This window comes from Chroogloeocystis siderophila 5.2 s.c.1 (assembly GCF_001904655.1).
In the GTDB taxonomy this organism is placed as follows: domain Bacteria; phylum Cyanobacteriota; class Cyanobacteriia; order Cyanobacteriales; family Chroococcidiopsidaceae; genus Chroogloeocystis; species Chroogloeocystis siderophila.
In genome coordinates this window covers 106,805-129,144 of record NZ_MRCC01000014.1, presented here as the reverse complement: position 1 = coordinate 129,144, position 22,340 = coordinate 106,805, and the positions used below count along the sequence as shown (strand labels likewise).

21 protein-coding genes and 1 pseudogene are annotated in these 22,340 nt (G+C 41.5%); 7 read left to right on the top strand and 15 right to left on the bottom strand.

The annotated features are described in order from the left end of the window. The first annotated feature begins 14 nt into the window (after nt 1–14). Nucleotides 15–1,247, top strand: coding sequence for a nickel pincer cofactor biosynthesis protein LarC (larC, locus tag NIES1031_RS17115; RefSeq protein ID WP_073550715.1), 1,233 nt, complete (start codon nt 15–17; stop codon nt 1,245–1,247). A gap of 423 nt (nt 1,248–1,670) precedes the next feature. Here the strand turns inward: larC and NIES1031_RS17110 are convergent, their stop codons facing one another. Beyond that, complete coding sequence (locus NIES1031_RS17110; RefSeq protein ID WP_073550714.1) at nt 1,671–2,477, bottom strand: hypothetical protein; 807 nt, start codon at nt 2,475–2,477, stop codon at nt 1,671–1,673. A 77-nt stretch (nt 2,478–2,554) separates the two neighbouring features. Continuing rightward, nucleotides 2,555–3,115 carry a DUF6658 family protein gene (locus tag NIES1031_RS17105; protein WP_073550713.1) on the bottom strand — a complete coding sequence of 187 codons (561 nt, stop codon included), beginning with the start codon at nt 3,113–3,115 and terminating at the stop codon, nt 2,555–2,557. Between the two features lie 453 nt (nt 3,116–3,568). On the opposite strand from NIES1031_RS17105, the gene NIES1031_RS17100 reads away from it, so the two are divergent. Continuing rightward, nucleotides 3,569–4,507, top strand: a complete 939-nt coding sequence (locus tag NIES1031_RS17100; protein WP_073550712.1) for a lysylphosphatidylglycerol synthase domain-containing protein — start codon at nt 3,569–3,571, stop codon at nt 4,505–4,507. Here NIES1031_RS17100 and NIES1031_RS17095 read toward each other — a convergent pair. From NIES1031_RS17095 to glcD, 5 genes are all read right to left on the bottom strand, one after another. Then, the gene (locus NIES1031_RS17095; RefSeq protein WP_073550711.1) at nt 4,500–5,723 is read right to left on the bottom strand and encodes a hypothetical protein; all 1,224 of its coding nucleotides are present in this window, start codon (nt 5,721–5,723) and stop codon (nt 4,500–4,502) included. The genes NIES1031_RS17100 and NIES1031_RS17095 overlap by 8 nt on opposite strands. 512 nt (nt 5,724–6,235) lie before the next feature. Beyond that, entirely contained in the window at nt 6,236–6,367 is a 132-nt protein-coding gene (locus tag NIES1031_RS26085; protein WP_269086021.1) for a hypothetical protein, read from the bottom strand. 50 nt (nt 6,368–6,417) lie between these two features. Continuing rightward, nucleotides 6,418–6,816, bottom strand: a complete 399-nt coding sequence (locus NIES1031_RS23910) for a Uma2 family endonuclease (protein WP_073550710.1) — start codon at nt 6,814–6,816, stop codon at nt 6,418–6,420. 35 nt (nt 6,817–6,851) lie between these two features. Next, on the bottom strand, nt 6,852–8,144 hold the full coding sequence (locus NIES1031_RS17085; protein WP_073550709.1) for an FAD-binding oxidoreductase: 1,293 nt from the start codon (nt 8,142–8,144) through the stop codon (nt 6,852–6,854). Nucleotides 8,145–8,524: 380 nt separating this feature from the next. After that, complete coding sequence (gene glcD, locus NIES1031_RS17080; protein WP_073550708.1) at nt 8,525–9,997, bottom strand: glycolate oxidase subunit GlcD; 1,473 nt, start codon at nt 9,995–9,997, stop codon at nt 8,525–8,527. A gap of 114 nt (nt 9,998–10,111) precedes the next feature. On the opposite strand from glcD, the gene NIES1031_RS17075 reads away from it, so the two are divergent. Next, nucleotides 10,112–10,813 carry a Uma2 family endonuclease gene (locus tag NIES1031_RS17075; protein WP_073550707.1) on the top strand — a complete coding sequence of 234 codons (702 nt, stop codon included), beginning with the start codon at nt 10,112–10,114 and terminating at the stop codon, nt 10,811–10,813. A 48-nt stretch (nt 10,814–10,861) separates the two neighbouring features. Here the strand turns inward: NIES1031_RS17075 and miaA are convergent, their stop codons facing one another. After that, nucleotides 10,862–11,797, bottom strand: coding sequence for a tRNA (adenosine(37)-N6)-dimethylallyltransferase MiaA (miaA, locus tag NIES1031_RS17070; protein WP_073550706.1), 936 nt, complete (start codon nt 11,795–11,797; stop codon nt 10,862–10,864). Nucleotides 11,798–11,929: 132 nt separating this feature from the next. On the opposite strand from miaA, the gene gyrB reads away from it, so the two are divergent. After that, on the top strand, nt 11,930–13,870 hold the full coding sequence (gene gyrB / locus NIES1031_RS17065) for a DNA topoisomerase (ATP-hydrolyzing) subunit B (protein ID WP_073550705.1): 1,941 nt from the start codon (nt 11,930–11,932) through the stop codon (nt 13,868–13,870). Between the two features lie 120 nt (nt 13,871–13,990). Here the strand turns inward: gyrB and NIES1031_RS17060 are convergent, their stop codons facing one another. Further along, nucleotides 13,991–14,752 carry an amino acid ABC transporter ATP-binding protein gene (locus tag NIES1031_RS17060; RefSeq protein ID WP_073550704.1) on the bottom strand — a complete coding sequence of 254 codons (762 nt, stop codon included), beginning with the start codon at nt 14,750–14,752 and terminating at the stop codon, nt 13,991–13,993. Beyond that, the gene (locus NIES1031_RS17055) at nt 14,718–16,178 is read right to left on the bottom strand and encodes an ABC transporter substrate-binding protein/permease (protein ID WP_073550703.1); all 1,461 of its coding nucleotides are present in this window, start codon (nt 16,176–16,178) and stop codon (nt 14,718–14,720) included. Before NIES1031_RS17055 ends, NIES1031_RS17060 begins: the two co-directional genes overlap by 35 nt. Nucleotides 16,179–16,354: 176 nt before the next feature. Here NIES1031_RS17055 and NIES1031_RS17050 point away from each other — a divergent pair, with 176 nt between their 5' ends. Further along, a complete protein-coding gene (locus tag NIES1031_RS17050; RefSeq protein ID WP_236738878.1) occupies nt 16,355–17,392 on the top strand; it encodes an ABC transporter substrate-binding protein in 1,038 nt (345 codons plus the stop codon). Between the two features lie 11 nt (nt 17,393–17,403). Here NIES1031_RS17050 and NIES1031_RS17045 read toward each other — a convergent pair whose 3' ends face one another. Next, on the bottom strand, nt 17,404–17,997 hold the full coding sequence (locus tag NIES1031_RS17045; protein WP_073550701.1) for a cysteine hydrolase family protein: 594 nt from the start codon (nt 17,995–17,997) through the stop codon (nt 17,404–17,406). A gap of 268 nt (nt 17,998–18,265) precedes the next feature. Next, nucleotides 18,266–18,678 (bottom strand): annotated as a pseudogene (locus NIES1031_RS25755) (transposase); the annotation flags it as partial. Here NIES1031_RS25755 and NIES1031_RS23905 point away from each other — a divergent pair. After that, nucleotides 18,677–19,006 carry an urease accessory protein UreH domain-containing protein gene (locus NIES1031_RS23905; protein WP_073550700.1) on the top strand — a complete coding sequence of 110 codons (330 nt, stop codon included), beginning with the start codon at nt 18,677–18,679 and terminating at the stop codon, nt 19,004–19,006. The pseudogene NIES1031_RS25755 and the gene NIES1031_RS23905 overlap by 2 nt on opposite strands. On the opposite strand, the gene NIES1031_RS17025 is transcribed toward NIES1031_RS23905, so the two are convergent. Then, on the bottom strand, nt 18,971–19,810 hold the full coding sequence (locus NIES1031_RS17025; RefSeq protein WP_073550699.1) for an ABC transporter permease: 840 nt from the start codon (nt 19,808–19,810) through the stop codon (nt 18,971–18,973). The genes NIES1031_RS23905 and NIES1031_RS17025 overlap by 36 nt on opposite strands. A 150-nt stretch (nt 19,811–19,960) precedes the next feature. Here NIES1031_RS17025 and NIES1031_RS17020 point away from each other — a divergent pair, with 150 nt between their 5' ends. Continuing rightward, the gene (locus tag NIES1031_RS17020) at nt 19,961–20,770 is read left to right on the top strand and encodes an ABC transporter ATP-binding protein (protein ID WP_073550698.1); all 810 of its coding nucleotides are present in this window, start codon (nt 19,961–19,963) and stop codon (nt 20,768–20,770) included. 3 nt (nt 20,771–20,773) lie between these two features. Here the strand turns inward: NIES1031_RS17020 and NIES1031_RS17015 are convergent, their stop codons facing one another. Together NIES1031_RS17015 and NIES1031_RS17010 are read right to left on the bottom strand one after the other, a co-directional pair. Beyond that, nucleotides 20,774–21,298, bottom strand: a complete 525-nt coding sequence (locus tag NIES1031_RS17015; protein ID WP_073550697.1) for a GAF domain-containing protein — start codon at nt 21,296–21,298, stop codon at nt 20,774–20,776. A gap of 4 nt (nt 21,299–21,302) precedes the next feature. After that, nucleotides 21,303–22,337: a fatty acid desaturase family protein gene (locus NIES1031_RS17010; protein WP_073550696.1), complete on the bottom strand. Its 1,035-nt coding sequence runs from the start codon at nt 22,335–22,337 to the stop codon at nt 21,303–21,305. Between the last annotated feature and the right edge of the window lie 3 nt (nt 22,338–22,340).

The window sequence follows — 22,340 nt, the reverse complement described above, 5'->3', positions numbered from 1 at the left end:
AAATTTTTGACACTATGACAAAACTAGCGTATTTAGAGTGTCCTACGGGTATTGCAGGAGATATGTGTTTAGGAGCACTCGTTGATGTTGGTGTTCCCTTGGAGTATTTAACAGAACAACTCCAAAACTTAGGTATCGCCCAAGAGTATGAATTACGCGCTGAACTCGTCCACCGCAACGGGCAACTAGCAACCAAAGTTCATGTAGATTTGTTAGAGGAACATCACCACGATCAACACGCACACCATCATGGACGACATCTACCAGAGATTGAGCAGCTAATTACTCAAGCACAATTGCCATTACGGGCACATGAGTGGAGTTTAGCAGTATTTCGCCAACTTGCAGTTGCCGAAGGCGCAGTACACGGAATTCCACCAGAGAAAGTACACTTTCATGAAGTTGGTGCAGTTGATGCAATTATTGATATCGTCGGTACTTGCTTAGGGCTAGATTGGTTAGAAATTGACAAATTATATTGTTCAGCCCTGCCTACAGGAGGTGGTACAGTCAAAGCTGCACACGGACGATTACCAGTACCTGTACCAGCAGTATTAAAGTTATGGCAGATGCGCAATTGTCCAGTTTATAGTAATGGCATTGAACGCGAATTAGTTACGCCAACTGGGGCGGCGATCGCCACAACGCTGGCTACTGATTTTGGCGCAGCACCGACAATGACGCTACAAAAAATTGGTTTAGGTGCAGGGTCAATTGATCTACCGATTCCGAATATTTTAAGGCTGTGGTTGGGTGAGGCAAGAGGTCAGCGCTCAGAGGTTAACACTAGTGATACAAGTTCTTGTACAGAGACGATTGCGGTACTAGAAACACAAATTGATGACCTCAATCCACAGGCGATCGGGTATATTTTTGACGCTTTATTCGCCGCTGGTGCGGTAGATGTTTTCACACAGCCGATCGGAATGAAAAAATCGCGTCCTGGAATTCTGCTTAGTGTTATCTGCCCTCGCGAACGCGTGTGTCATTGCGAAACTATCTTATTTCAAGAGACAACAACTTTGGGAATTCGTCATTCGCTGCAAGAACGTACTATTCTGCCACGCGAAATTCAACAGGTAGCAACCAAATATGGCTCAGTGCGAGTTAAAATTGCCCGACTTGGCGAAAAGATTGTTAATGTTCAACCAGAATATGAAGACTGCGCGCAACTTGCCAAAGAGCATCAAATTGCCTGGCGCGAAATTCATCGTCAAGCACTACACAGTTGGTATTCAAATGCATAAAACTTGATTTTAAGCCTTTTAACTGCGGAATGCGGTAAACGCTTTTCCTCGGAGTTTAACTTTGGTGTACCGTTCACTTCCTTCGGGGTTACCTAAACAAAGTTTTGAACTTTGAGTTAAAACTTCTTCAAATCAATTTACAATTTAACATGATAAGCGGTTGCGCAAAGCGCAGCACTGTAGGCGATCGCATTTATAGCAGTCTCGTTGGGGTAGTTAGGACATCGAACACGCTAAGTTACATTCTCTTCACTGTCAACTGACCTCTGCTATACATCAGAGGTGTCTCGCGTTCTGTTGCCAACAATAAAAACAGTCAGGCGTTTGGTGTAGATTAAATCCAAACTTCCTGACCAAGTAAAGCGATTAAGGTTTGGGGATCTAAGTTAAGCGGTTTTGCTGAACCCTAATTCCTGAACTTTCCTACTCTACAGTTTCACCAACTTTATCGCCTGCTTTGTAGAGCGATCGCTGAGTTGCTTTGCCAGCTTGGTAAGCTTTATCTTGAACGTAGTCAGAAGTCTTGTCAGCAGCCCGTTGTGCTTTATTAGCAACGTCTTGACCTGCGGATTTTACATTCTCAGCTGCGCGGTTAGTGCTACGGCTTACATCTTTAGCGGTTTCTTTAGCGCTTTCCTTGACGTTATCAGCAGCGCGTCTTGCATCACGAGTCACATCATCGGTTGCATCAAGAGTATTCTCCTTGATGTTTTCAGTACCACGCTTGGTTGCTTTGCCAAGTTCTGCGGCTGTACCTTGTGCTTTGTCTTGAGCAGCTTCGGTGCTACGCTGTACATTCTTACCGAAGTCTTCTAAGTTCTCGCCTTTCTTGTCGAGAATGCGCTTGGTATTTCCGCCAAGATCGCCTGTTTGGTCAATAACATTTCGTTCGGCGTTCTCTTTTAAAGCAGCAGCGCGATCAGCCGCAGCTTTTTCTAAGCCTCTGGCTCTTGGATCGACATCGCTGAACTCATTCATCGACCCGCCTCGAAAAGAATTTGTCACGGCTTCCTCTGGGACTTCTGGTCGAGGATTAGAGCTATTTTTCAGCTGAGTTGTAGATTCAGACTGCATCCCTGAAGGCACTTCTTGTCTGTCGCCCGACAATCCTGGTGTACGTGCCTGTACTGCGTTACAAGCTGTGCTCACAAATAGCACAACGCCTGCTAGCAATGCCATTAATACTTTACTCAGTCGAATATTTCTAATTGCAGTAATGATTTTGCTCATACTGATTCTCCATGCAGTTTTGTTTGAGTGAAAAGCTAAATAAATGTCCTAAAATTTCGTTTGTCAGTCGTTTGTACTTACTTACGTCTGAGTGCAGGGTTGCTTGTTGCTTCTGGTCTTTTGCTTGCTTCGTCTGCTTTCTCACCAACAAACTCAGACGCCTCACCAAACGCTTCTTGTACCTTCTCTAACCGCTTCTCTACTCGCTTTCCTAAGTCGGCTTCACGCTGAATTAACCCACCAGAAGTTGGCTGCTTGAAGTCTTCAGCCGTTTTAATTGGAAGTTGCGCCTCTTTTTCCATTCTACCTTCTGGTGTTTCTGCACCAGGATAAAGAATTTCGGAGTCGTTAGCCGCGATTAGTTGCGAAGAAGGCAAGCTTGCTTGATCTCGCCCTGTTTTAGCAGTTGTATTGTTGACTTTAGGATCTGCGGACATATTATAGTTAGTGTAGGCGTCTCCACCTCCTTTGTAGGGATTATTAGCGCCGCCAGCTTGAACCGCAGGGTTGTCGGGGTTCGCACCTCTGACATCACCAGGGTTACACGCAGTACTAAAAATGAGCAAGATTCCAGCTAAAAAAACTGTAAGAATTTGGCGTAGTCTTAGTTTTTTGATAGTATCTACTAACTTATTCACAGAGTCCTCCTTTTGTCTTTAAGCAACCCAAATCCAAGGGTTAACATTTTTTTAACTGTCACGATGGGTTTTCATAACCATTTTTGAATACCCATTACGCTGTAATCAACACACTAGATATACAGCAAAATGGGGCAGCTTTATGAGATTCGATATTTAATTTTAACCACTGATTGATGATGGTAAAAAATAACTGGCGATCGCTGCCTCTAGCAAAGGTCACATTATTAATGAAATGAAATCCTGTTGTTATCTAACTGTAGAGAGATTTGTTTTGCTCTACATTTCTCTGTGTTAAGAGTTGTTGAGCAAAAGCAACATTACTTGTATTATTTAAAGCAGCGCTAGCTATAGGCAAACATTTATTGGATTATGAGTGTAACCGAATGTATAAACTGACTGCTACAAAAAAAGAATTCTAGTCGCAGGAGGTAGCAAATTCTTAAGTCATTGATGCGATTTTGGGTATACCTAAAACCATACAGTCGATGGTTCATTGTTGGGATAACGCTATTCTTTTTACTGCAAGCTTTAATCCGTCATTGGCAAGAAGTAACTACAATCCAAATTAATTCTAGAGGATGGGCAACTTTAGCAGGTGCTTGGTGCGTCACTTTTCTTGCACACATTTGGTCGGGGTGGGTCTGGACTTGGATTTTAGGAGAACTCAATCAACAAGTCAATAACTATCAATTTGTTCGGGTTTACTTAAAAACTAATATTGCCAAGTACTTGCCTGGTAATATTTGGCATTATTATGGTCGGATTACTGCTGCAAAAGATGCTGGTATTGCTACTAGTATAGCAACTTTAAGTGTATTACTAGAGCCGCTCCTCATGGCAGCAGCTGCTTTAATAATAGTTTTATTAGGTATTTTCTTTGAAGTAACAAATCACCGCTTTCTATTAATATTGTTATCATTGCTGGGTTTAGCTACTATTCTAGTCGGGATTCATCCCTGGTTCTTAAGTAGAGCAATTCGCTTGTTAGGAAAATTAAAGTTAAAGAAAAATTCCAACCAGCAAATAGATTCTAATAGCCATATAATAATACGCTATCCTCTAAATCCGCTACTAGGAGAAATGGGTTTTGTTTTGCTACGTGGTAGTGGGTTTTTGCTAACTTTACTAGCGTTTAGTTCGTTGGAGTTAGCACAATTACCTTTATTATTAGGGACTTTTAGTTTAGCATGGTTACTTGGTTTAATTATTCCAGGAGCGCCTGGAGGATTGGGAGTATTTGAAGCAACGGCGATCGCACTTTTGCAACACCGCTTGTCTCCTAGTATTGTCATCGGGGCGATCGCGTTTTATCGGTTAGTGAGTATTCTTGCTGAAACTGCTGCTGCTGCGCTTGCTTGGTTAGATGAACGTCACCTAAATTTTAATTAATTTTTACCGGAACATTATCTATATAAATTGCACACATCACGTTAAAAATATCAAGGAAAGTAGTCATCTTACTTCTCTCAGTTTCAGAAAAATTCTCATAATATCTGATTAATTCAGCTATACAAGTTTCGAGATGAATGCGACAACCTTTGCAAACTAATAAAACTTTAATTAATACCATCACTAAGGTTAATGGTGTCCCTTGTGAGATTAAAGTAATAAACATTGGAGATGGCTCATGATGATTTTCAGTTGTCAAATATTCAATAACTTTATTACAAGTTCTCAAAATTAAAGCATCGGTGATTTCTTTATCATTATAATTAGTATTTAATGCTGCTAACTTTTTTGATAGATTGATACTGGATGCATTTCCTACTTCACTACTATTGCTCGAATGAAGTAAAAATTTTTCTAATCGTTCTTTAAATTGGCGGTAGTTAATATTTTTTGTTTGTTTGATAAAAAGATTTGCTGTGTTGGTATAGCTAGCTGGATCGCGCTTGGCTACAATTAGCTTAATTAAGCGCAGTACTTCATCGGGTAAGTTAGTAGGATTTTTATGTTTTTCTGTTCTAGGAGATTGTGCAGAAGCCATATACATTGCTAAGTCAAACTTAAATTGATATTTCAGTTTACTTGCTTCATATTTTGCAGCTTCCCGTTGTTCTATTGGTTTTCTTGTGTCATTAGATTGAGCTATTAATACGTGGGATTTATAACTATTATTATAATGAGGTTTTCCTTGCTGACATTTGTCAGCAAATGCTTTAACTTCTGCATAACTCGCACTGCTTACAAAATTCTTCACCCAAACTCTAAGAATGCTTTGAGCAGGTAGAGTTGAATGCTGGCTATCGGGAATATTTTCGAGAACCGCAATCAATTGTTGAATATATTGTGTTCTCTTTGTGATTTTCCAATTATTAAGTAAAATGAAACAGCAGCGTTTGATTGTATTATGAAATTCATCTTCATCGTTACTCAAGAGCACTTCTTGCAATGCTTGAAGATGATCTACATTAGTTGTTTTTGGAAGACAAATAAATAAATCGATGAACTGTTGTAAAACTACCTCTGCTGGAAGATTTTTGACGCTTTCTAGCAAAAACCTATAAATAGTCTCTTGGGATTGCGTAAGACTACGGAGCGGTCTATCTGACTGGAAAACCGTATGACTAGATTTAGAACCTGCTGGCTGTGAAGAATTCAACATACACTTTTTAAAGGTAATAAACCTCCTTTACCTGAGGAGGTTGTATATTTACGTGTATTAGAAATAGCACGACAAAGATGAGAGGCTTTGATGCATAATTTAAACAAAATATAATTGAGAATATGGCACATATACATCAATAGTTCATCAGTAAATCTAACGATATAAAGCCTTGATTCACTTTTTAGTAGTCATTTGCACTGCATCTATATTCTCAATACTTTAACAACATAAAATATCTTTTGATACTACGTCAATTAAGCAGTTGTTTAGCTTGATTTCACCCGCCTGCATTTTGCTGAAGCGATCGCTTGATGTAACGAACACTTTAGAACAGAACTTAAACTCTTAAAGCGGTAGTAGTAACAATCGATGGCTGAGACTGTCAAAAGACAATCGAGTTAATTCTGGCTTGGTAACAATGAGAACGTTGCACGTCAAAGCTAATCAAAAACGGCTCTATCCCTAGGGCTACACACTCAGCGCAAATTAGCGGTTCTTAGCAGCGATGACTATTGCCTACAGCTTTTTCCTTGGATGCACCACAATGCGGCAAGTTTGAGTATTTGAAGAACGCTGATTAAGTTCAGTTCCATCGCTTCTAGTGTCTGCATGGCATCTGGAGCGCTATCGTCATCGAGCATTTTGGCAATGGCTTGCAGATTGGCTTTGAGACCTTGCTGTTGTTCGGGTTTTATGGCTTTGTCTGGGCAGTAGATTGCGGTGACATGCTCCCGTTCGATAATAAAATCTGGGCAGAGGGAAGGAAACTTTTTTTAGCTTCATCACTCAGCGATCGCCAGCGTTCTAATTTTATCCACGCAGCATCTGGAGAGCGATCGCTCTCTAAAGGTAACTTAAATTCGGTTGAAGAATTAATGACAACTCCTAGTTTCTTTTTATTCCAAACAACTAATTGACTAATAATATCTGCATTTTTTCTTCCTTTCTCTCCTCCTGTAGGTGGCATAATAATCAGTTGACCTGATGAATTTATTTCTAATTTTAAATCAGGCTTTTTTCGGCATAATTCATAATATTGTTCGTCTGTTAAAGAGAGAAAAGGTTTTAGATCCAATATAAAGCTACTCATTTTTAAGAACCACGGAAGAAAAAGAAGAATTAAAATCAAATTCCTCTAACAAAACGGGATGGAATTAAGATATTATTTGGATCGAACTGGTGTTTAATCTGCTGCATCATTTCTAAAGCATTACCCTGGTATCCCCAAACATCAATTTTTTCTTTTAGTGCTGGTGGGGCAGCTAAAACTGAAAGAAAACCTCCTTGCGACTGACAGAAATCTCGCATTTGCAAAATATTTTGCTTATTCACATCAGTATCAAACCGCAATAAACCTAAACCACTACCTGTGTGAATTAAACCCATGTGCGGATCGAATTGCGTAAGCGTTGCGACAGCGTTTGTTGGTAATACCCCTATTTTGCAGGTAATTTCAGTCGGTTTGGTAGGTGATCGCATTTGTTGTTGCAATTTCTGCCATAACTCAGCCTCATCATCTGTATAAACTGCGCCTTGTAAATTCAGCTGTTGTCCTAATTCTAAAAGTGATGCAGCTTGCTGTTTAACGCTGGCGCTGAGGCTTTGAAACCGCACAACCAAGCCTAAGCCCTGACCTAGATCTAAATTTATGACTAATTGTTGTGAGAGTAAATCTGATGCGACTGGAGTTAAAGCTGATGCGCGTAAACTTGTGACAGCTTGGGCGATTTGATCTGCATTTCCAGTCAATACGACTGTACCAGAAGCTTCTGGAATGGGATAAACGCGGAATGTGACCGAGGTGATGATTCCTAACGTACCGTATGAACCAGTAAACAACTTCATTAAGTCGTAACCAGCAACATTTTTAACAACTCTTCCTCCAGCTTTAGCAATTTTGCCATCCGCACGTACAAAACTAATTCCTAGAAGTTGATCGCGTACTCCTCCGTAACGTTGACGTAACGAACCAGTATCAGCAGTGGCAACGATTCCTCCTAACGTAGCAGATTCAGGTGTAGTGGGATCGAGCGCAAGAAATTGCCCCGCAGTTGCTAAAGTTGTTTGTAAGTCTGCAAAGCGAATTCCTGCTTCGGCTGTTACGGTTAAATCTCCTACAGCGTGTTCAATTAATTGGTGAATGCGTTCAGTGCTGATGACAATTTGTACGTCTTGTGCTAGACCACCCCAATTGAGTTTAGTTGTGCTACCACAAGGTAAAATTTTCCATTGATTTTGGTACGCGTAGGCTACAACCTCTGCAAGTTCTGCTTGCGTTTGAGGATAGACAAAACAAGGATAATTTTCTGTTGCGATCGCCTGTTGTATTTGTTCGCGACGCGTAGTTTCAATGGCGTCCCAGGCTAGAATTCTAGAATTACCAACAATGGTTTCTAATTTTTGGGCGATCGCATTCATAATGCTCAAGTGGATTTAATCAGTATTACTTTTGACGTGGATTTACTTAGATTATGCTTATTTATCCATTCTTATTTACCTTCAATTTAATACTTTACATATAACACTTTGACTATCACAGTGCGTGTCTAGAGGAGATTTTTGTATTTGAGTAGCGTGTGATTTAGAAGAAGTCGTTTTCAAAATTCGAGGTCGAGGAATTGGTCTTCTAAAAGCGGAGTACAAAAACTTGTTTGGTTCTTTTTATCGAGGTAGTAACAATCGTATATATCCTTCCTGGAACTAACTTAGGTATAGCAGCAGTTATATAGAGGCGAAATTTTAGTAGCTATTTGAGTTGTATTTGGTACTACAGTAACTGTTGTTATACCTAGGCAAAATTAAAATCGCTCCAGTGATTCAAACTTCTTTGCAGCTTCAGATCTTGCAGCTTCTCCGCAAGTGCGAGGAGTGGGAAATATTTTTCCAGGATTTGCTAGTCCCTGTGGATTAAATGCTTGACGGATATACTGCATTGTTTCTAGATCGGTTTCTGTAAACATATCAGGCATATAGCAGCGTTTGTCAGCACCAATTCCGTGTTCGCCGGAAATGCTTCCACCAACTTTAACGCAAAGTTTAAGAATTTCTCCGCCTAATTCTTCAACTTTTTCTAATGCACCTGGAATGGAATTATTATACAAAATTAAAGGATGAAGATTGCCATCACCGGCATGAAATACGTTAGCAATGCGATAGCCGTATTGTTTACTTAAGTTTTCAATTTCTTGTAAGACAAAAGGTAATTGCGTACGGGGAATCACGCCATCTTGAACATAATAATCTGGGCTAAGATGACCCGCAGCAGCAAAAGCGGCTTTACGACCTTTCCATAATTTTAAGCGGGTTTCTGGGTCGTTTGCTGTCGTAATACTCCGCGCACCATTTTGTTTGCAGATATCAGCAATTCGTTGTTTATTGGCAGCAACTTCTACAGCTAATCCATCGATTTCAACGAGCAAAATTGCTTCAGCATCTCTAGGATAACAACCTGTTGCAACGACATCTTCAACAGCATTAATACTGAGGTTATCCATCATTTCCATTCCAGCAGGAATAATTCCGGCGCTGATAATGTCGGATACGGCGGCTCCTGCGGCTTCGACGCTGGTAAAATCTGCTAAGAGAACGCAGATTGATTCGGCAGTTTTGAGGATCTTTAAAGTGATTTCGGTGGCGATTCCTAGCGTACCTTCTGAACCGACAAAAACGCCTGTAAGATCGTATCCAGGCATTTCTGGAACTTGTCCACCGACTTCGGTAACTGTGCCGTCAGGAAGTACAAGTTTCAACCCGAGAACGTGGTTTGTGGTGACGCCATATTTGAGACAGTGGACGCCACCCGAATTTTCTGCAACATTACCACCAATTGAGCAGATAATTTGACTTGAAGGATCGGGAGCATAATAAAATCCAGCACCGCTAACAGTTTGCGTTACCCAATTGTTAATAACTCCAGGTTGGACAACAACTTGCTGATTTTCTAAATCTATCTTGAGAATTTGCCGCATCATGGCGGTGACAATCAACACGCAATCTTCAATTGGTAGCGCACCACCCGATAAGCCAGTACCAGAACCGCGTGCGATGAAGGGAATCAAGTTGCGATCGCAGATTTTCACTACCTCTGCAACTTGTTCTGTTGTGCGCGGTAACACAACCACCGCAGGACGCTGACGATAGCTAGTTAAACCATCACACTCATAGGTAATTAATTCTTCCTTGCGCTGCACTACGCCATTTTTACCAAGAACAGCCTCAAATTGCTTGATAATTGGCTTCCATTTGCTGTGCTGCTGATTTTTAAGACGCATAGGTGGCTTGTGTTTAACGAAGGGCTTTAAATAATATTCTGACAAGATTTGTTCATATACGAGTAAATCATATCTATCAACTAAGCTAAAGATAGCGTTTTTCAAGTGGTAATCATGGTTGAGCAAACTTTTATCTGTGACGATGACTACTACGTACCAGATGCTAATCAGCTAGTGACTGAAGACGATACACCAGTGGATAATTTTGCTTCTGAAAAACAACAACGGCTTCTAGTTAGTTCGATTTATAGTGCTATGCAAAAGCGCACTTTAATTGCAGCCGCAAATGTCGGTGTTTACTATACAGACTTGCAACCCGCGATTGTCCCCGATGTCTTTCTTAGTTTTGACGTACAAGTACCACAAAACTGGTGGGATAAGCAAAATCGTTGTTACATGGTGTGGCGTTTTGGAAAACCACCGGAAGTTGTGATTGAGATTGTTTCTAACAAAGAGGGCGATGAACTAGGAAAAAAACTCAGAATCTACGAGCATATGCGCGTTAGCTACTATATTGTGTACGATCCGACTGAGCAGTTTGGACAAGTGCTGCGTGTGCATGAACTCCGAGGAATGCGATATTCAGAAATTAATGAAACTTGGCTCGAACAAGTTGGACTGGGTGTCACAATATGGCAAGGAGAATTTGAAGGTAGGCAAGATACCTGGTTACGCTGGTGCTACCAAGATGGAAGTATTTTACTGACTGGAGATGAACGCGCTGCACAAGCTGAACAACGCGCTGCACAAGCTGAACAACGCGCCCAGATTCTTGCTGAACAATTGCGAAGAATGGGAATTGAGCCTTCTGACTGAAGTCGGGGCTATATAAGCGAAGTGTGGTACCCTGCACGCATTATGATATTACTCGTATTCATACAGGTTTAAAAATGCTTGCACTCGCTGGTAAACTCGTTCAAACAAATCAGGCGCATCAGCATCAAACCATTCAATTTGCGGATAGGCGCGAAACCAGGTACGCTGTCGCTTAGCAAATTGTCGTGTATGCAAAACGGTTAATTCTGTTGCTGCATCGAGGGTAATTTCACCAGTAAGATACTTCTTGATCTCGTGGTATCCCAAAGTATTTAACAACGGTAAGTCAGTACCATATTTATCACAAAGATATTCCACTTCAGCAACTAAGCCGTTTGCAATCATTTGTTCAGTACGTTGAGTAATGCGATCGCGCAAACTTTCTCCACGACAATCTAAGCCAATCTGTAAAATCGGATAATCTGGTGGGTTTTCTCCTTGTTGTTGTGATATCGGACGCCCTGTAACATAAAAGACTTCTAATGCGCGTAGTGTTCTGACTGCATCGTTCGGGTGAATTTTCTGCGCTGCAACCGCATCAACTTGTTGCAAAATACTGTATAGTTGCGTTTGACCGAGCGATTCTAACTGCGATCGCAACTCGATCTGCGGCGCGACTCTAGGGATCTTCAACCCCTGTACCACTGCACGAATATACAACCCAGTACCACCAACTAATAGTGGAATTTGCCCTTGCTGCTGAAATTGAGTGATTAAAGTCTGTGCTTGTGCTTGGTAATCTGCAACGGTGAGAGTTTCGGTAGGTGCGCAGATATCAATTAAATAATGCGGTACTAAGATTTGTTCCGCAACTGATGGCTTGGCTGTGCCAATGTTAAATTCGCGGTACACTTGACGCGAGTCGGCGCTGAGAATGACAGCATTGAGTTTGGTAGCAAGCGCGATCGCAAGTCCTGATTTTCCCGTCGCTGTCGCCCCGCAAATTGTCATTAAGCAAGATCGATAAAAATTAGTTGGGTCCATCCCCCTGAAAAATTTCCTCTAAAATCCCTCTGCAGCCGTCTTGAAGGCTTTTATGCTACAATTTAGGAGCGTTTTTCTATTTTTTGAGTCGGATCGCGGCTCAATCTTTAATTTTCGTGGAGAATACCTTGCATGACTAGCAGTTACAGCGCCGATCAGATTCAAGTTCTGGAAGGTCTGGAACCGGTGCGCAAAAGACCGGGTATGTACATTGGCTCCACTGGTCCGCGAGGACTCCATCATCTAGTTTACGAGGTTGTAGACAATTCGATTGATGAAGCTTTGGCGGGATACTGCACGCATGTGGAGGTGGACTTAAATGCGGATGGTTCAGTAACCGTTACAGATGATGGTCGAGGCATTCCCACAGATACACACCCCCAAACTGGCAAATCAGCACTAGAAACTGTAATGACAGTATTACACGCCGGAGGTAAATTTGGTGGCGGTGGGTACAAAGTTTCTGGAGGATTGCACGGAGTTGGGATTTCGGTCGTGAATGCCTTATCAGAATGGATTGAAGTTACGGTATGGCGTGACAAGCACGTTCACGTTCAACGCTTTGAGCGTGGCATACCAGTGACAGAACTGCAAGTAAAACCGAGCAAAGAAGCAAAAACCGGAACTTCTGTCACGTTTCAACCAGATGCCACAATTTTTACAACAGGAACCGAGTTTGATTACATCACACTAGCTGGACGTTTGCGCGAACTAGCATACTTAAACGCTGGTGTCAAAATTACATTTAGCGATCGCCGCCTAGAACTCCTCAAAAGCAGCGAACCGAAAGTCGAGACATACGAGTATAAAGGTGGAATTAAAGAATATGTCGCGTACATGAACCGCGAAAAGCAGCCCTTACACGAAGAAATCATCTTTGTGCAGGGAGAACGCAACAATGTTCAAGTAGAAGTTGCTTTACAGTGGTCTGTTGATGCTTATACCGATAATATATTAGGCTTTGCTAACAACATTCGTACGGTTGATGGTGGAACCCACTTAGAAGGATTAAAAGCTGTACTGACGCGGACACTTAATGCGATCGCGCGCAAGCGGAATAAAATTAAAGACAACGAACCTAACCTCAGCGGCGAACACGTCCGTGAAGGTTTAACAGGAGTTATTTCGGTTAAAGTTCCCGATCCAGAATTTGAAGGACAAACGAAAACGAAACTCGGTAACACCGAAGTTCGCGGTATTGTTGACTCGCTTGTAGGCGAAGTTCTTACCGAGTACCTTGATTTTCATCCTAGTGTCGCCGACTCGATTTTAGATAAAGCGATTCAAGCGTTTAAAGCCGCAGAAGCTGCGCGTCACGCACGTGAATTAGTACGACGCAAATCAGTTCTAGAATCATCGCCGTTACCTGGTAAATTAGCCGATTGTAGTTCCAGAGACGCGAGTGAATCAGAAATCTTCATCGTTGAAGGAGATTCAGCGGGTGGAAGTGCCAAACAAGGACGCGATCGCCGCTTCCAAGCAATCCTACCCTTACGCGGTAAAATCCTCAATATTGAGAAAACCGACGACGCCAAAATCTACAAAAATACCGAAATCCAAGCATTAATTACCGCCCTCGGCTTAGGTGTCAAAGGCGAGGAGTTTGATGCTTCGCAGTTGCGCTACCACCGCATTGTAATCATGACTGACGCCGACGTAGACGGCGCGCACATCCGCACCTTGTTACTCACGTTCTTCTACCGCTATCAACGCGAACTGATTGATCAAGGTTACATTTATATTGCGTGTCCTCCACTGTATAAAGTAGAACGCGGGCGCAATCATTACTACTGCTATAGCGATCGCGAACTTCAAAATCTCATTCAGCACGAGTTTCCTGATAACGCAAATTATACAATCCAACGATTCAAAGGTTTAGGCGAAATGATGCCCGAACAATTGTGGGAAACAACCATGAACCCAGAAACGCGCACAATGAAACAAGTTGAGATCGAAGACGCTGCGGAAGCTGATCGCATTTTCACAATTTTGATGGGCGATCGCGTTGCACCTCGTCGCGAATTTATCGAGACTTACGGTTCACGCTTGAATCTTGCTGAACTCGACATTTAAGCTGAAGTCAAGGCTACATTAACAAAGTGTGCCTACGCACACTAAAATAATATTTTTATGAAAAAGTCCACCTTCGTGGACTTTGTTTGTTTAGCTGCGAATTTATTTGCTAAATTTAAGTTACAGCATTTTTTCGAGAAATTGTTTCGCGCGATCACATTGCGGATTATTGAAAAACTCCTGCGGGGTTGCATCTTCAGCTAAACGCCCTTCATCTAGAAATAAGATTCGGTGCGCGACTTCTCTTGCAAAGCCCATTTCATGCGTCACAATCGCCATTGTAATGCCAGTTTGCGTTAAATCTTTCATCACCTCCAACACTTCTTTCACCATTTCGGGATCGAGTGCAGAAGTAGGTTCATCAAATAGCATAACCTGCGGTTTCATTGCTAAAGATCGCGCGATCGCTACTCTTTGTTTTTGTCCTCCAGATAGTTTAGAAGGATAAACATCAGCTTTTTCTGCCAACCCTACTTTAGTTAGCAAATCCATCGCTTCTTGTCGCGCTACTGCTTTATCGACGTGCTTAACATTGATAGGCGCATACGTCACATTATCTAGCACCGTCATATGTGGAAACAAATGAAAGTGCTGAAACACCATTCCCACATTTTGCCGAATTTTCATGATGTCGCATTTGCGAGATGTAATATCGACACCATCGATGTAAATTTTCCCTGATGTTGGCGTTTCTAGTAAATTCATGCAGCGCAAGAAAGTTGATTTTCCTGAACCGCTTGGACCAATAATAGCAATAACTTCGCCTTTATTAACTTTAGTAGAAATTCCGCGTAAAACTTTAAGATTGCCAAAGAATTTATATAAATCTTCAACATCAACCGCAACATCAACTGCTACGTTGTAATCTTCTTTCAAGCGCATAGCCCCCCCAAGTTAAACTCATCACCATTAAGTAGTAAATAACGCCAGCAACTATCAGCGGTTCAAAGTAGATATACCTTTCTGCACCAACAATTTGAGCGCGACGCAATAGATCTGCTACACCAATTGTAGAAACTAAAGCTGAATCTTTAAGTAACGCAATACTTTCATTTACCAACGCAGGCAAAATATTTTTGATTGCCTGAGGTAAGATAATATCTAACATCATTGGTCGGTAAGGAACACCTAAAGAAAGTGCTGCTTCGCGTTGTCCTTTATCAACCGCCAGAATACCGCCGCGAATTGTTTCAGAAATGTACGCACCCGAATTAAGGGTAAATGTAATCACCCCAGCTAATAGCGCGGGAATATTGTAGCCGGTGATTTGGGGTGTAGCGTAGTAAACTAAAGCAATTTGCAATAGTAATGGTGTCCCGCGAAAAATTGATGTGTAAGCTGTTGCAAACCAAACTAACGGTTTAAAAGTCGAGATTTTAAATAGGGAAAGAATTGTTCCCCAAATAAACCCAAAAACTGCGGATAAGGCAGTGAACTGTAAAGTGACTAAAATACCGCGTAGAATAAAGGGAATACTCGGCGCAATTTGTGCAAAAGAAAACGCCCCATCATTTGCAGTTGCTGTCGTTGCGGGTTCGCCGCCAAACCACTTGTTAACTAACCTGTCTATTTCTCCGCTACTTTGCATTTGCCGTAAGACGCGGTTGAACTCAGCAACTAAGGGAGAACCTTTAGGAAATGCGATCGCGGAACCGCCTTCGCCTGCATCAATCGTGTTAAATTCTAAATCGGGGTTGTTTGCAACAAAGCCTGTGGCGATCGTATCTTCAATAATTGCCGCATCAACGCGCCTTGCTTTGACTTCTTGAATAATCTCCCCGGTGCGGTTGAGGGGAACGATTGTGACATCTTTAAATTCTCTCGCCGCAGTTTCTTGAATTGAACCAAGTTGAACGCCGACTCTTTTCCCTGCTAAATCTTCAGGTTGCTGAAAGTTGCTACCCTTAAGCGCAACAATTGTGTTTTTTGCTTCGTAATAAATATCAGAAAAGTCTACATTCTGTCGGCGTTCGGCTGTAGGTGTCATCCCCGCCATCGCAAAATCAGCACGTTGCGATTGTAAGGCTGGTATTATACCACTAAAGTCTGTATCTTGAATTTTTAATTCAAATCCTAGCTCGCGGGCAATATAATTTGCAATATCAATATCGAAGCCAATAATTTCATTTCCAGCTGCTGTATCTCTAAATTCATAAGGTGGGTAATCAGCAGATGTTACCATCACCAAAGTGCGCCCAGCGTATTGTGATTGAGCAGCAATTTTGTTATTTATGCCATCACTGACAACGATGATGAAAGCAACGATTGCTGCAAGCGAAATCGAAAATAATAGCCTAAATTTTTTCATTGCAAGTAGATTAATAAAGCAGCAATTTGTCTGCTCATGCGTAGATGCTACTAATAGATACCTAAAAAGTTATAGAATTATAACTATGCAAATTGTATTTTTATTAACATTTTTTCACTAAAATAAATCGCTTAATGGTGCGAGAGAGCAATTTAGGGATAAAGATACTCATGAGTATGAGTAATCATTCACATTGGACGCGCCGTCAAGCATTATCTTTATTTACAGGGTTTGCAGGAAGTTTGGCGCTACACGCGTGTACTCAGCAATCAGGAACGCTATCTAACACATCATCTACGACAAACCAAGTTTCAGCGACATCAGGAAGTACGCTGTGGATTGGTTACACGCCTTTGTATATTGCTTTAGAGAAAGGCTTTTTTCAAGAAAACGGTTTAAACCTCAATTTTAGAGATTTTAGTTCAGCTACCGATGCAATGGCTGCTTTTGGCGCAGGACGACTTGACAGTCAAGCTGTCGTTACCTCGGAAGCTGTATCTTTAGCTGCTAAAGGCGTAGACTATCGCATTATTATGGCAGCGGATAACTCGCTAGGCGGCGATGGAATTTTAGCGCGTAATAGTATTACCAGTATTGCTGACTTTAAAGGTAAAGAAGTTGCTGTCGAGGTTGGCGGAGTCAGTCATTTCTTCTTACTCCAAGTTCTGAAAGAAGCAGGCTTGAGTGGTGATGATGTCAGACTCACCAACGTTACACCTGATGCAGCAGCAGCGGCGTATCAAGCAGGAAGAACTGAGATTGCAGTCACTTATTCACCATTCTTACAAAAAGCAGATCAAGCGCAGCAAGACGGCAGAATTATTTACGATACTTCTAAAATGCCAAGCGCGATTGTGGATGTGTATTTATTCGGTACGAGGTTCATCGCAGCAAACCCCAACGCTGTTACAGGTTTTATTCGAGGAATTTTGCAGGCGCGCGAATTTATGGAAACAAACCGCGATGAAGCACTAGCGATCGCAGGTAAACGCTTGCAGTTGACACCCCAAGAAGTCGAAGAACAACTCAAAGGCGTCAGACTCATCGATTTACCAACCAATTTAGAAATGCTGGGTAATCCCCAAAGTGATATATATTTGCTCGATCACATGAACGACTTGTCACAATTTCTTGTTTCCCAAAAACAAATTCCCCAAGCCCCAGATTTGAGTAACACTCTAGAACCAAGGTTTTTACGAGAAGTGCAAGCATAAAAAATACACTTTTACTTAACTGCTACGGGATGCAAAGCGGCAATAAAATCAGTGTGAAGAATACGCGCACCTGTTTGTAAATATTCCATTGCTGTTAAAGCCGCCCAGTGTGCATCCCAATCGGAACCAGCACTGCAATCTTCTATAACATGAAAGTGATAGTCGCGTTGATGCGCATCAACTGCGGTGTAATGAACGCAAACATTTGTCATCGTTCCCATTAACACAACAGTATCAACTTTCAACCCACGCAAAAGAATTTCTAAATCTGTACCAAAAAAGCAACTGTATCGCCTTTTAGTAATAGCAAACTCGCCATCAATCGGTGCGAGTTCCCAATAGTAGTTGGTGCTAGCCCAAGTTTCTAAACAATGCACAAGTTCAGCACCATCTAATTCTCTACCAAAATCTACCATCTCCTTACGATGGACTTCTTGAAAGTGAATAATTGGTATTTTGGCTTCTCGCGCTGCTGCTAAAACTTTTTTCGCTTTAGGGAGAACTTCAGCTGTTCCGACATGCGGTAAGTTTCCTTCACCTGTGAAAACTCCTGCTTGCATATCAATGCAAATTAACGCGGTTTTTGCTAAATTGATTTGTTTCATATGTAAGAAAGTTTTAAGTTAACTGCGATGATAGAGCTATTGAATAGAATAATTTGTAACTAACTCCACACTTAACATTTGTAACTCACCACTTTCTATCAACTATTGATTAGACCTCCTGCATGAATTATAGGCGCCCTTTGACTGAAGTCAGAGTTATTGAGGCAAAGTGTACCTTCGTACACTAAAATAAGATTTTTATGAGTAATTACATGCGAGCGGACTTTCTTTTATTGAGTGGCAAATTCCTTCGCACTCGCATCAGAGTTACGTTTCCTAAAGTGTCCACCGCCAGAAATCGCTTGCGTCCTTTCACCAATTTCCCTGCATCAAACCCTAACGCCTCACTTACCATTGCCGCAATGAATGACTCTTTGGCTATCGACAATTACTTCGGATGGGCTGGGATGGCGCTCTTGTGCTACTCTTGCCCATTCTCGCAGACGCTCATGAATCTGCACCCACGTTCTATCAATGCGCCAGTTGCGGAAATACGTATACACCGTTTGCCAGTGAGGAAAGTCTCCAGGCAGGTTGCGCCTAGTGCATCCTTAGAGTTAAGACATAAAAAATTGCATTGAGGACTACCCAAATATTTACTTGACGGGGACGACCGCCAGTCTTAGCTGGTGGAATTAACGGCTCAAGCACTTCCCATTGGTCTTGGCTCAGGTTGCTAATGAACTGGCGTAGTTTATTTGCTCTTGGAGTTTCTGGCGGGCTTGTCCCTTGTCCAGCAGCTTTAGTATTACTCTTAAGTGCGATCACACTTGGTCATATTGGCTGGGGATTACTCTTAGTCTTCGCATTTAGTTTGGGTTTAGCAGGGGGTCTCACAGCTTTAGGCTTACTTCTCATTTATGCGCAAGATTTATTTAAGCGGCTACCTACCCAAATCAGATTATTGCGCTTTTTACCTACCGCAAGTGCGTTAATGATGACACTTGTCGGTTTGGGTATGGCAACACAAGCTTTAATAGCTACGAGTTTGATCTGCCCAAGGTGTTGAAGCTTTAGAAAGTAATTTTAAGCCGTAATCAATGAGTAAACCGATAACTCCGATGATGGCGATCGCAAATAAAACTTTGTCAGTTTGTAAAAAACGCTGCGATTGCACAATGCGATATCCCAAGCCATTTTGCGAAGCAATTAATTCAGCAATGACTAAATAATTCCACGCTCCAGAAATATTAACACGCAATGTATCTAAAACACTCGGAAACGTTGCAGGAACAATCACGCGAAATAATACTTCTCGGCGATTGGAACCTAGCGTATATGCTACATTGAGCATTTCATCCGGAATAAATTTAACCGCATCCGCAACCATCATTGCATTATAAAGAACAACTCCCAGAAAGATAATCAAAACTTTTGCCGCTTCACCTAAACCAACCCAAATAATAATTAAAGGCACAAATGCCACAACCGGCATATAACGAACTGTACCAACAATTGGACTAAATAAACTTTCCATGCTGTAGAAAGTTCCCATTAAAATTCCAATGGGTACACCAACGAATGCAGCCACAAGAAACCCCGCCGCAACGCGCAAACTACTTGCAATAATATCTAAGTGTAAATCTTCTTCGGTAAACATCCGAATTCCTGCATCAATTACCGCTGTAGGTGTTGGTAAAAAGACAGGAGTTGTTAATCCACTGTAACTAATTAATGCCCATAGTAATAATGGTAAAGCTAAGGCGATCGCTGATAGGAAAAGACGCAGCCATTGCGGAAATCCTTGACGCAAACTCCAAAACGTCGAAGGTGGAAGATATCTTTTGCGCGGTTGAGAAAATACCTGAGTCATCACAAAATGAAGCTGGAAGCTAAAGTAATAAGATTCGAGAAAATTATGCTTATTATTCAACCAACAGCATTGTATCTTATTTAACAGTTTATTACTTTGTTATTTGCTTAGATAAAAAGTATTTCCGACTTGCATTGATAAATAAATGTAATGACTCGAATTTCGCTAGAAACTTATACAATACTAGCTGGCGATCGCAGCAAACAACCAAAGTTAGAAGTTAGTAGTTTAAGCAAAAGTTTTCCAAGTCAAGGTAAATCGTTCGCAGTTTTACAAAACATTAATTTTCAGTTATACGAAAGCGAGTTTGTTTGTGTTGTCGGGGCTTCTGGTTGCGGTAAATCAACGTTAATTAATATTATTGCCGGATTAATGCAACCGACGTCCGGCGAAGTCAAAGTTGATGGTGAAATTGTGCTTGGTCCTGGACCTGATCGCGGTATGGTATTTCAAAATTATACTTTGTACCCTTGGCTAACTGTCGCTGGTAATATCGGCTTTGGTTCGCGACTGCGATCGCTGAGTGCAAAACAACGCAACGAACGCATTGCTTACTTTTTGGATGTTGTGGGATTGACTCGATTTGCCAAAGCGTATCCTAAGCAATTATCAGGGGGAATGAAACAACGAGTCGCGATCGCGCGTGCTTTAGCGAATGAACCGGATGTATTATTGATGGACGAACCTTTTGGTGCATTAGATGCTCAAACCAAAGAGCAAATGCAGCAATTTTTACTCGATTTGTGGCGACAAACTCATACAACAATTTGGATGATCACGCACGATGTTGAAGAAGCTGTCTTTTTATCACAACGTGTTTTTGTCATGAGTGCGCATCCAGGAGAAATTAAACAAGAAATTCTTGTTGATCTACCACAAAATCGCGATGTTGAAATTAAACTAACTCCCGAATTTACAGCAATTAAACGCGAAGTGATGCACTGTTTGCGCAATTGTTAAAAGCTAAATTCCAACAGTTTTAACGTAAGTGATTGCTAGCGGTGTTAACCGTTGTTCCAATTCTGTGATGATGGCGCGATCGCTGTCACTCCAAACTCTGGATTTACCAAAAATACACGGTTGCAAAATTCCCCACAATAAACCATCTTTGCATAGGTGAGCGTGAATTAAGGCGCGATGACCAAAATGTTTGCGTTCAAAATCTAAATTAACAACTTCCGAATTTGCCATTTCGACATCTTCAACATACACAGAAGGTTTAGCTTGTAACGCTGCGGAAAACAAAGGGTCTTCTGCGGCGAGTGATTCAGGTTCTTTACTCCATTCTGAATCTATGACATTAGGAATTTCTGCACTTCGTCGCCAGCAATATGCTACTTTTCCCGTTTGATTGTACGGATTGCGCAGATACAGAAAGCACCGATCTGTTTGCAATATATTACATAATGCAGGTAGCAATTCATTAAAAATTGCATCAGGTTCGCGATTATCCGCAAAAACGTTTTCTAAAGCTTCAGGTAATTGCATGAAATTAAAACTTCACTAAGAACGACACACCGATCGCACCATAAAACGTCTCTAATTGCAAGTTACCCTGTTCATTAATTGCAGTCCCTTGATCCGAGAAAATTCGCTCTATCCGAAAGCGATGGTAGTTTCCTAATAATTTCGGTAGCGTAACGTAGTGCACTTCTTCGCCTGTAAATATCTCGCGGTCAAGTTCGTGTAAACTATGCCAAGGACATTTCATCAGTTCGTGATGTGCGTTGTGATAGCCAAAGTTTAAAAGTAACAAGTTCAGCCACCAGTAACGTTGCGAAATCACGTTAGAAAATGTGTTGGTTTGTTCGTAGGTGTAATCTCGTTTCGGTAACGGCGAACCGACAGGAATCGCTTCATAAGTATGCTGAAAAGCATCAACAAATCGTAGCACAATAATCATACCAATGTAGCTGAGAAAATATAGTGCTAGCGCTTTGAGTGACATCAATGCTAATCCAGTCAATAGTAATCCACGTACTATGAGAAGCGTCATAATTCTTCCGCGTTCATCCTGTCGTTGCGGTTCCCAAAAAGGTGCAAAAATACTGCGCCACTGAAAGATAAATGAAACAATTGGGAAGTGCAGCCACTCTAATCCTAAGATGATGTTGCGGATAAATGCGGGTAGCTTGTTCATCAAATCCGCAATGTTAAATGCAGCAAAATCAACACGATTGATGTGATGTGCAATGTGATCTTGCGTTAAATCTCTAAATCGAGCATAACAGCCACCGTTTAGCCACAGCATAATATTACCACCAACGGCATTCCACTTGCGTTCAGCAAAAATCGTGCCGTGCATAAATTCGTGGGATAGATATGCTGAAATAATCAGGCTATGAGCAAGCAATACAACTCCTAAGGCGTTGAGCCAAAAATTGGAAAGGAGAATCAGCGCGATCGCACTACCGTATCCACCTAAAGTATAGGCAATTGCGATCGCATTCCACAGATGCTTTTTATGATGCAAATAATAAGAAGTGTCAATTTTTGATATTGCTTTGGTTGAAATGGTGAATACCATAAC

Bases quoted from the DNA above. Each gene is read 5' to 3' on its own strand.
- larC (WP_073550715.1), top strand. From the start codon at position 15: ATGACAAAACTAGCGTATTTAGAGTGTCCTACGGGTATTGCAGGAGAT.
- NIES1031_RS17110 (WP_073550714.1), bottom strand. From the start codon at position 2,477: ATGAGCAAAATCATTACTGCAATTAGAAATATTCGACTGAGTAAAGTA.
- NIES1031_RS17100 (WP_073550712.1), top strand. From the start codon at position 3,569: ATGCGATTTTGGGTATACCTAAAACCATACAGTCGATGGTTCATTGTT.
- NIES1031_RS17095 (WP_073550711.1), bottom strand. From the start codon at position 5,723: ATGTTGAATTCTTCACAGCCAGCAGGTTCTAAATCTAGTCATACGGTT.
- NIES1031_RS26085 (WP_269086021.1), bottom strand. From the start codon at position 6,367: ATGCTCGATGACGATAGCGCTCCAGATGCCATGCAGACACTAGAAGCG.
- NIES1031_RS23910 (WP_073550710.1), bottom strand. From the start codon at position 6,816: ATGAGTAGCTTTATATTGGATCTAAAACCTTTTCTCTCTTTAACAGAC.
- NIES1031_RS17085 (WP_073550709.1), bottom strand. From the start codon at position 8,144: ATGAATGCGATCGCCCAAAAATTAGAAACCATTGTTGGTAATTCTAGA.
- glcD (WP_073550708.1), bottom strand. From the start codon at position 9,997: ATGCGTCTTAAAAATCAGCAGCACAGCAAATGGAAGCCAATTATCAAG.
- NIES1031_RS17075 (WP_073550707.1), top strand. From the start codon at position 10,112: ATGGTTGAGCAAACTTTTATCTGTGACGATGACTACTACGTACCAGAT.
- miaA (WP_073550706.1), bottom strand. From the start codon at position 11,797: ATGGACCCAACTAATTTTTATCGATCTTGCTTAATGACAATTTGCGGG.
- gyrB (WP_073550705.1), top strand. From the start codon at position 11,930: ATGACTAGCAGTTACAGCGCCGATCAGATTCAAGTTCTGGAAGGTCTG.
- NIES1031_RS17060 (WP_073550704.1), bottom strand. From the start codon at position 14,752: ATGCGCTTGAAAGAAGATTACAACGTAGCAGTTGATGTTGCGGTTGAT.
- NIES1031_RS17055 (WP_073550703.1), bottom strand. From the start codon at position 16,178: ATGAAAAAATTTAGGCTATTATTTTCGATTTCGCTTGCAGCAATCGTT.
- NIES1031_RS17050 (WP_236738878.1), top strand. From the start codon at position 16,355: ATGAGTAATCATTCACATTGGACGCGCCGTCAAGCATTATCTTTATTT.
- NIES1031_RS17045 (WP_073550701.1), bottom strand. From the start codon at position 17,997: ATGAAACAAATCAATTTAGCAAAAACCGCGTTAATTTGCATTGATATG.
- NIES1031_RS23905 (WP_073550700.1), top strand. From the start codon at position 18,677: ATGAACTGGCGTAGTTTATTTGCTCTTGGAGTTTCTGGCGGGCTTGTC.
- NIES1031_RS17025 (WP_073550699.1), bottom strand. From the start codon at position 19,810: ATGACTCAGGTATTTTCTCAACCGCGCAAAAGATATCTTCCACCTTCG.
- NIES1031_RS17020 (WP_073550698.1), top strand. From the start codon at position 19,961: ATGACTCGAATTTCGCTAGAAACTTATACAATACTAGCTGGCGATCGC.
- NIES1031_RS17015 (WP_073550697.1), bottom strand. From the start codon at position 21,298: ATGCAATTACCTGAAGCTTTAGAAAACGTTTTTGCGGATAATCGCGAA.
- NIES1031_RS17010 (WP_073550696.1), bottom strand. From the start codon at position 22,337: ATGGTATTCACCATTTCAACCAAAGCAATATCAAAAATTGACACTTCT.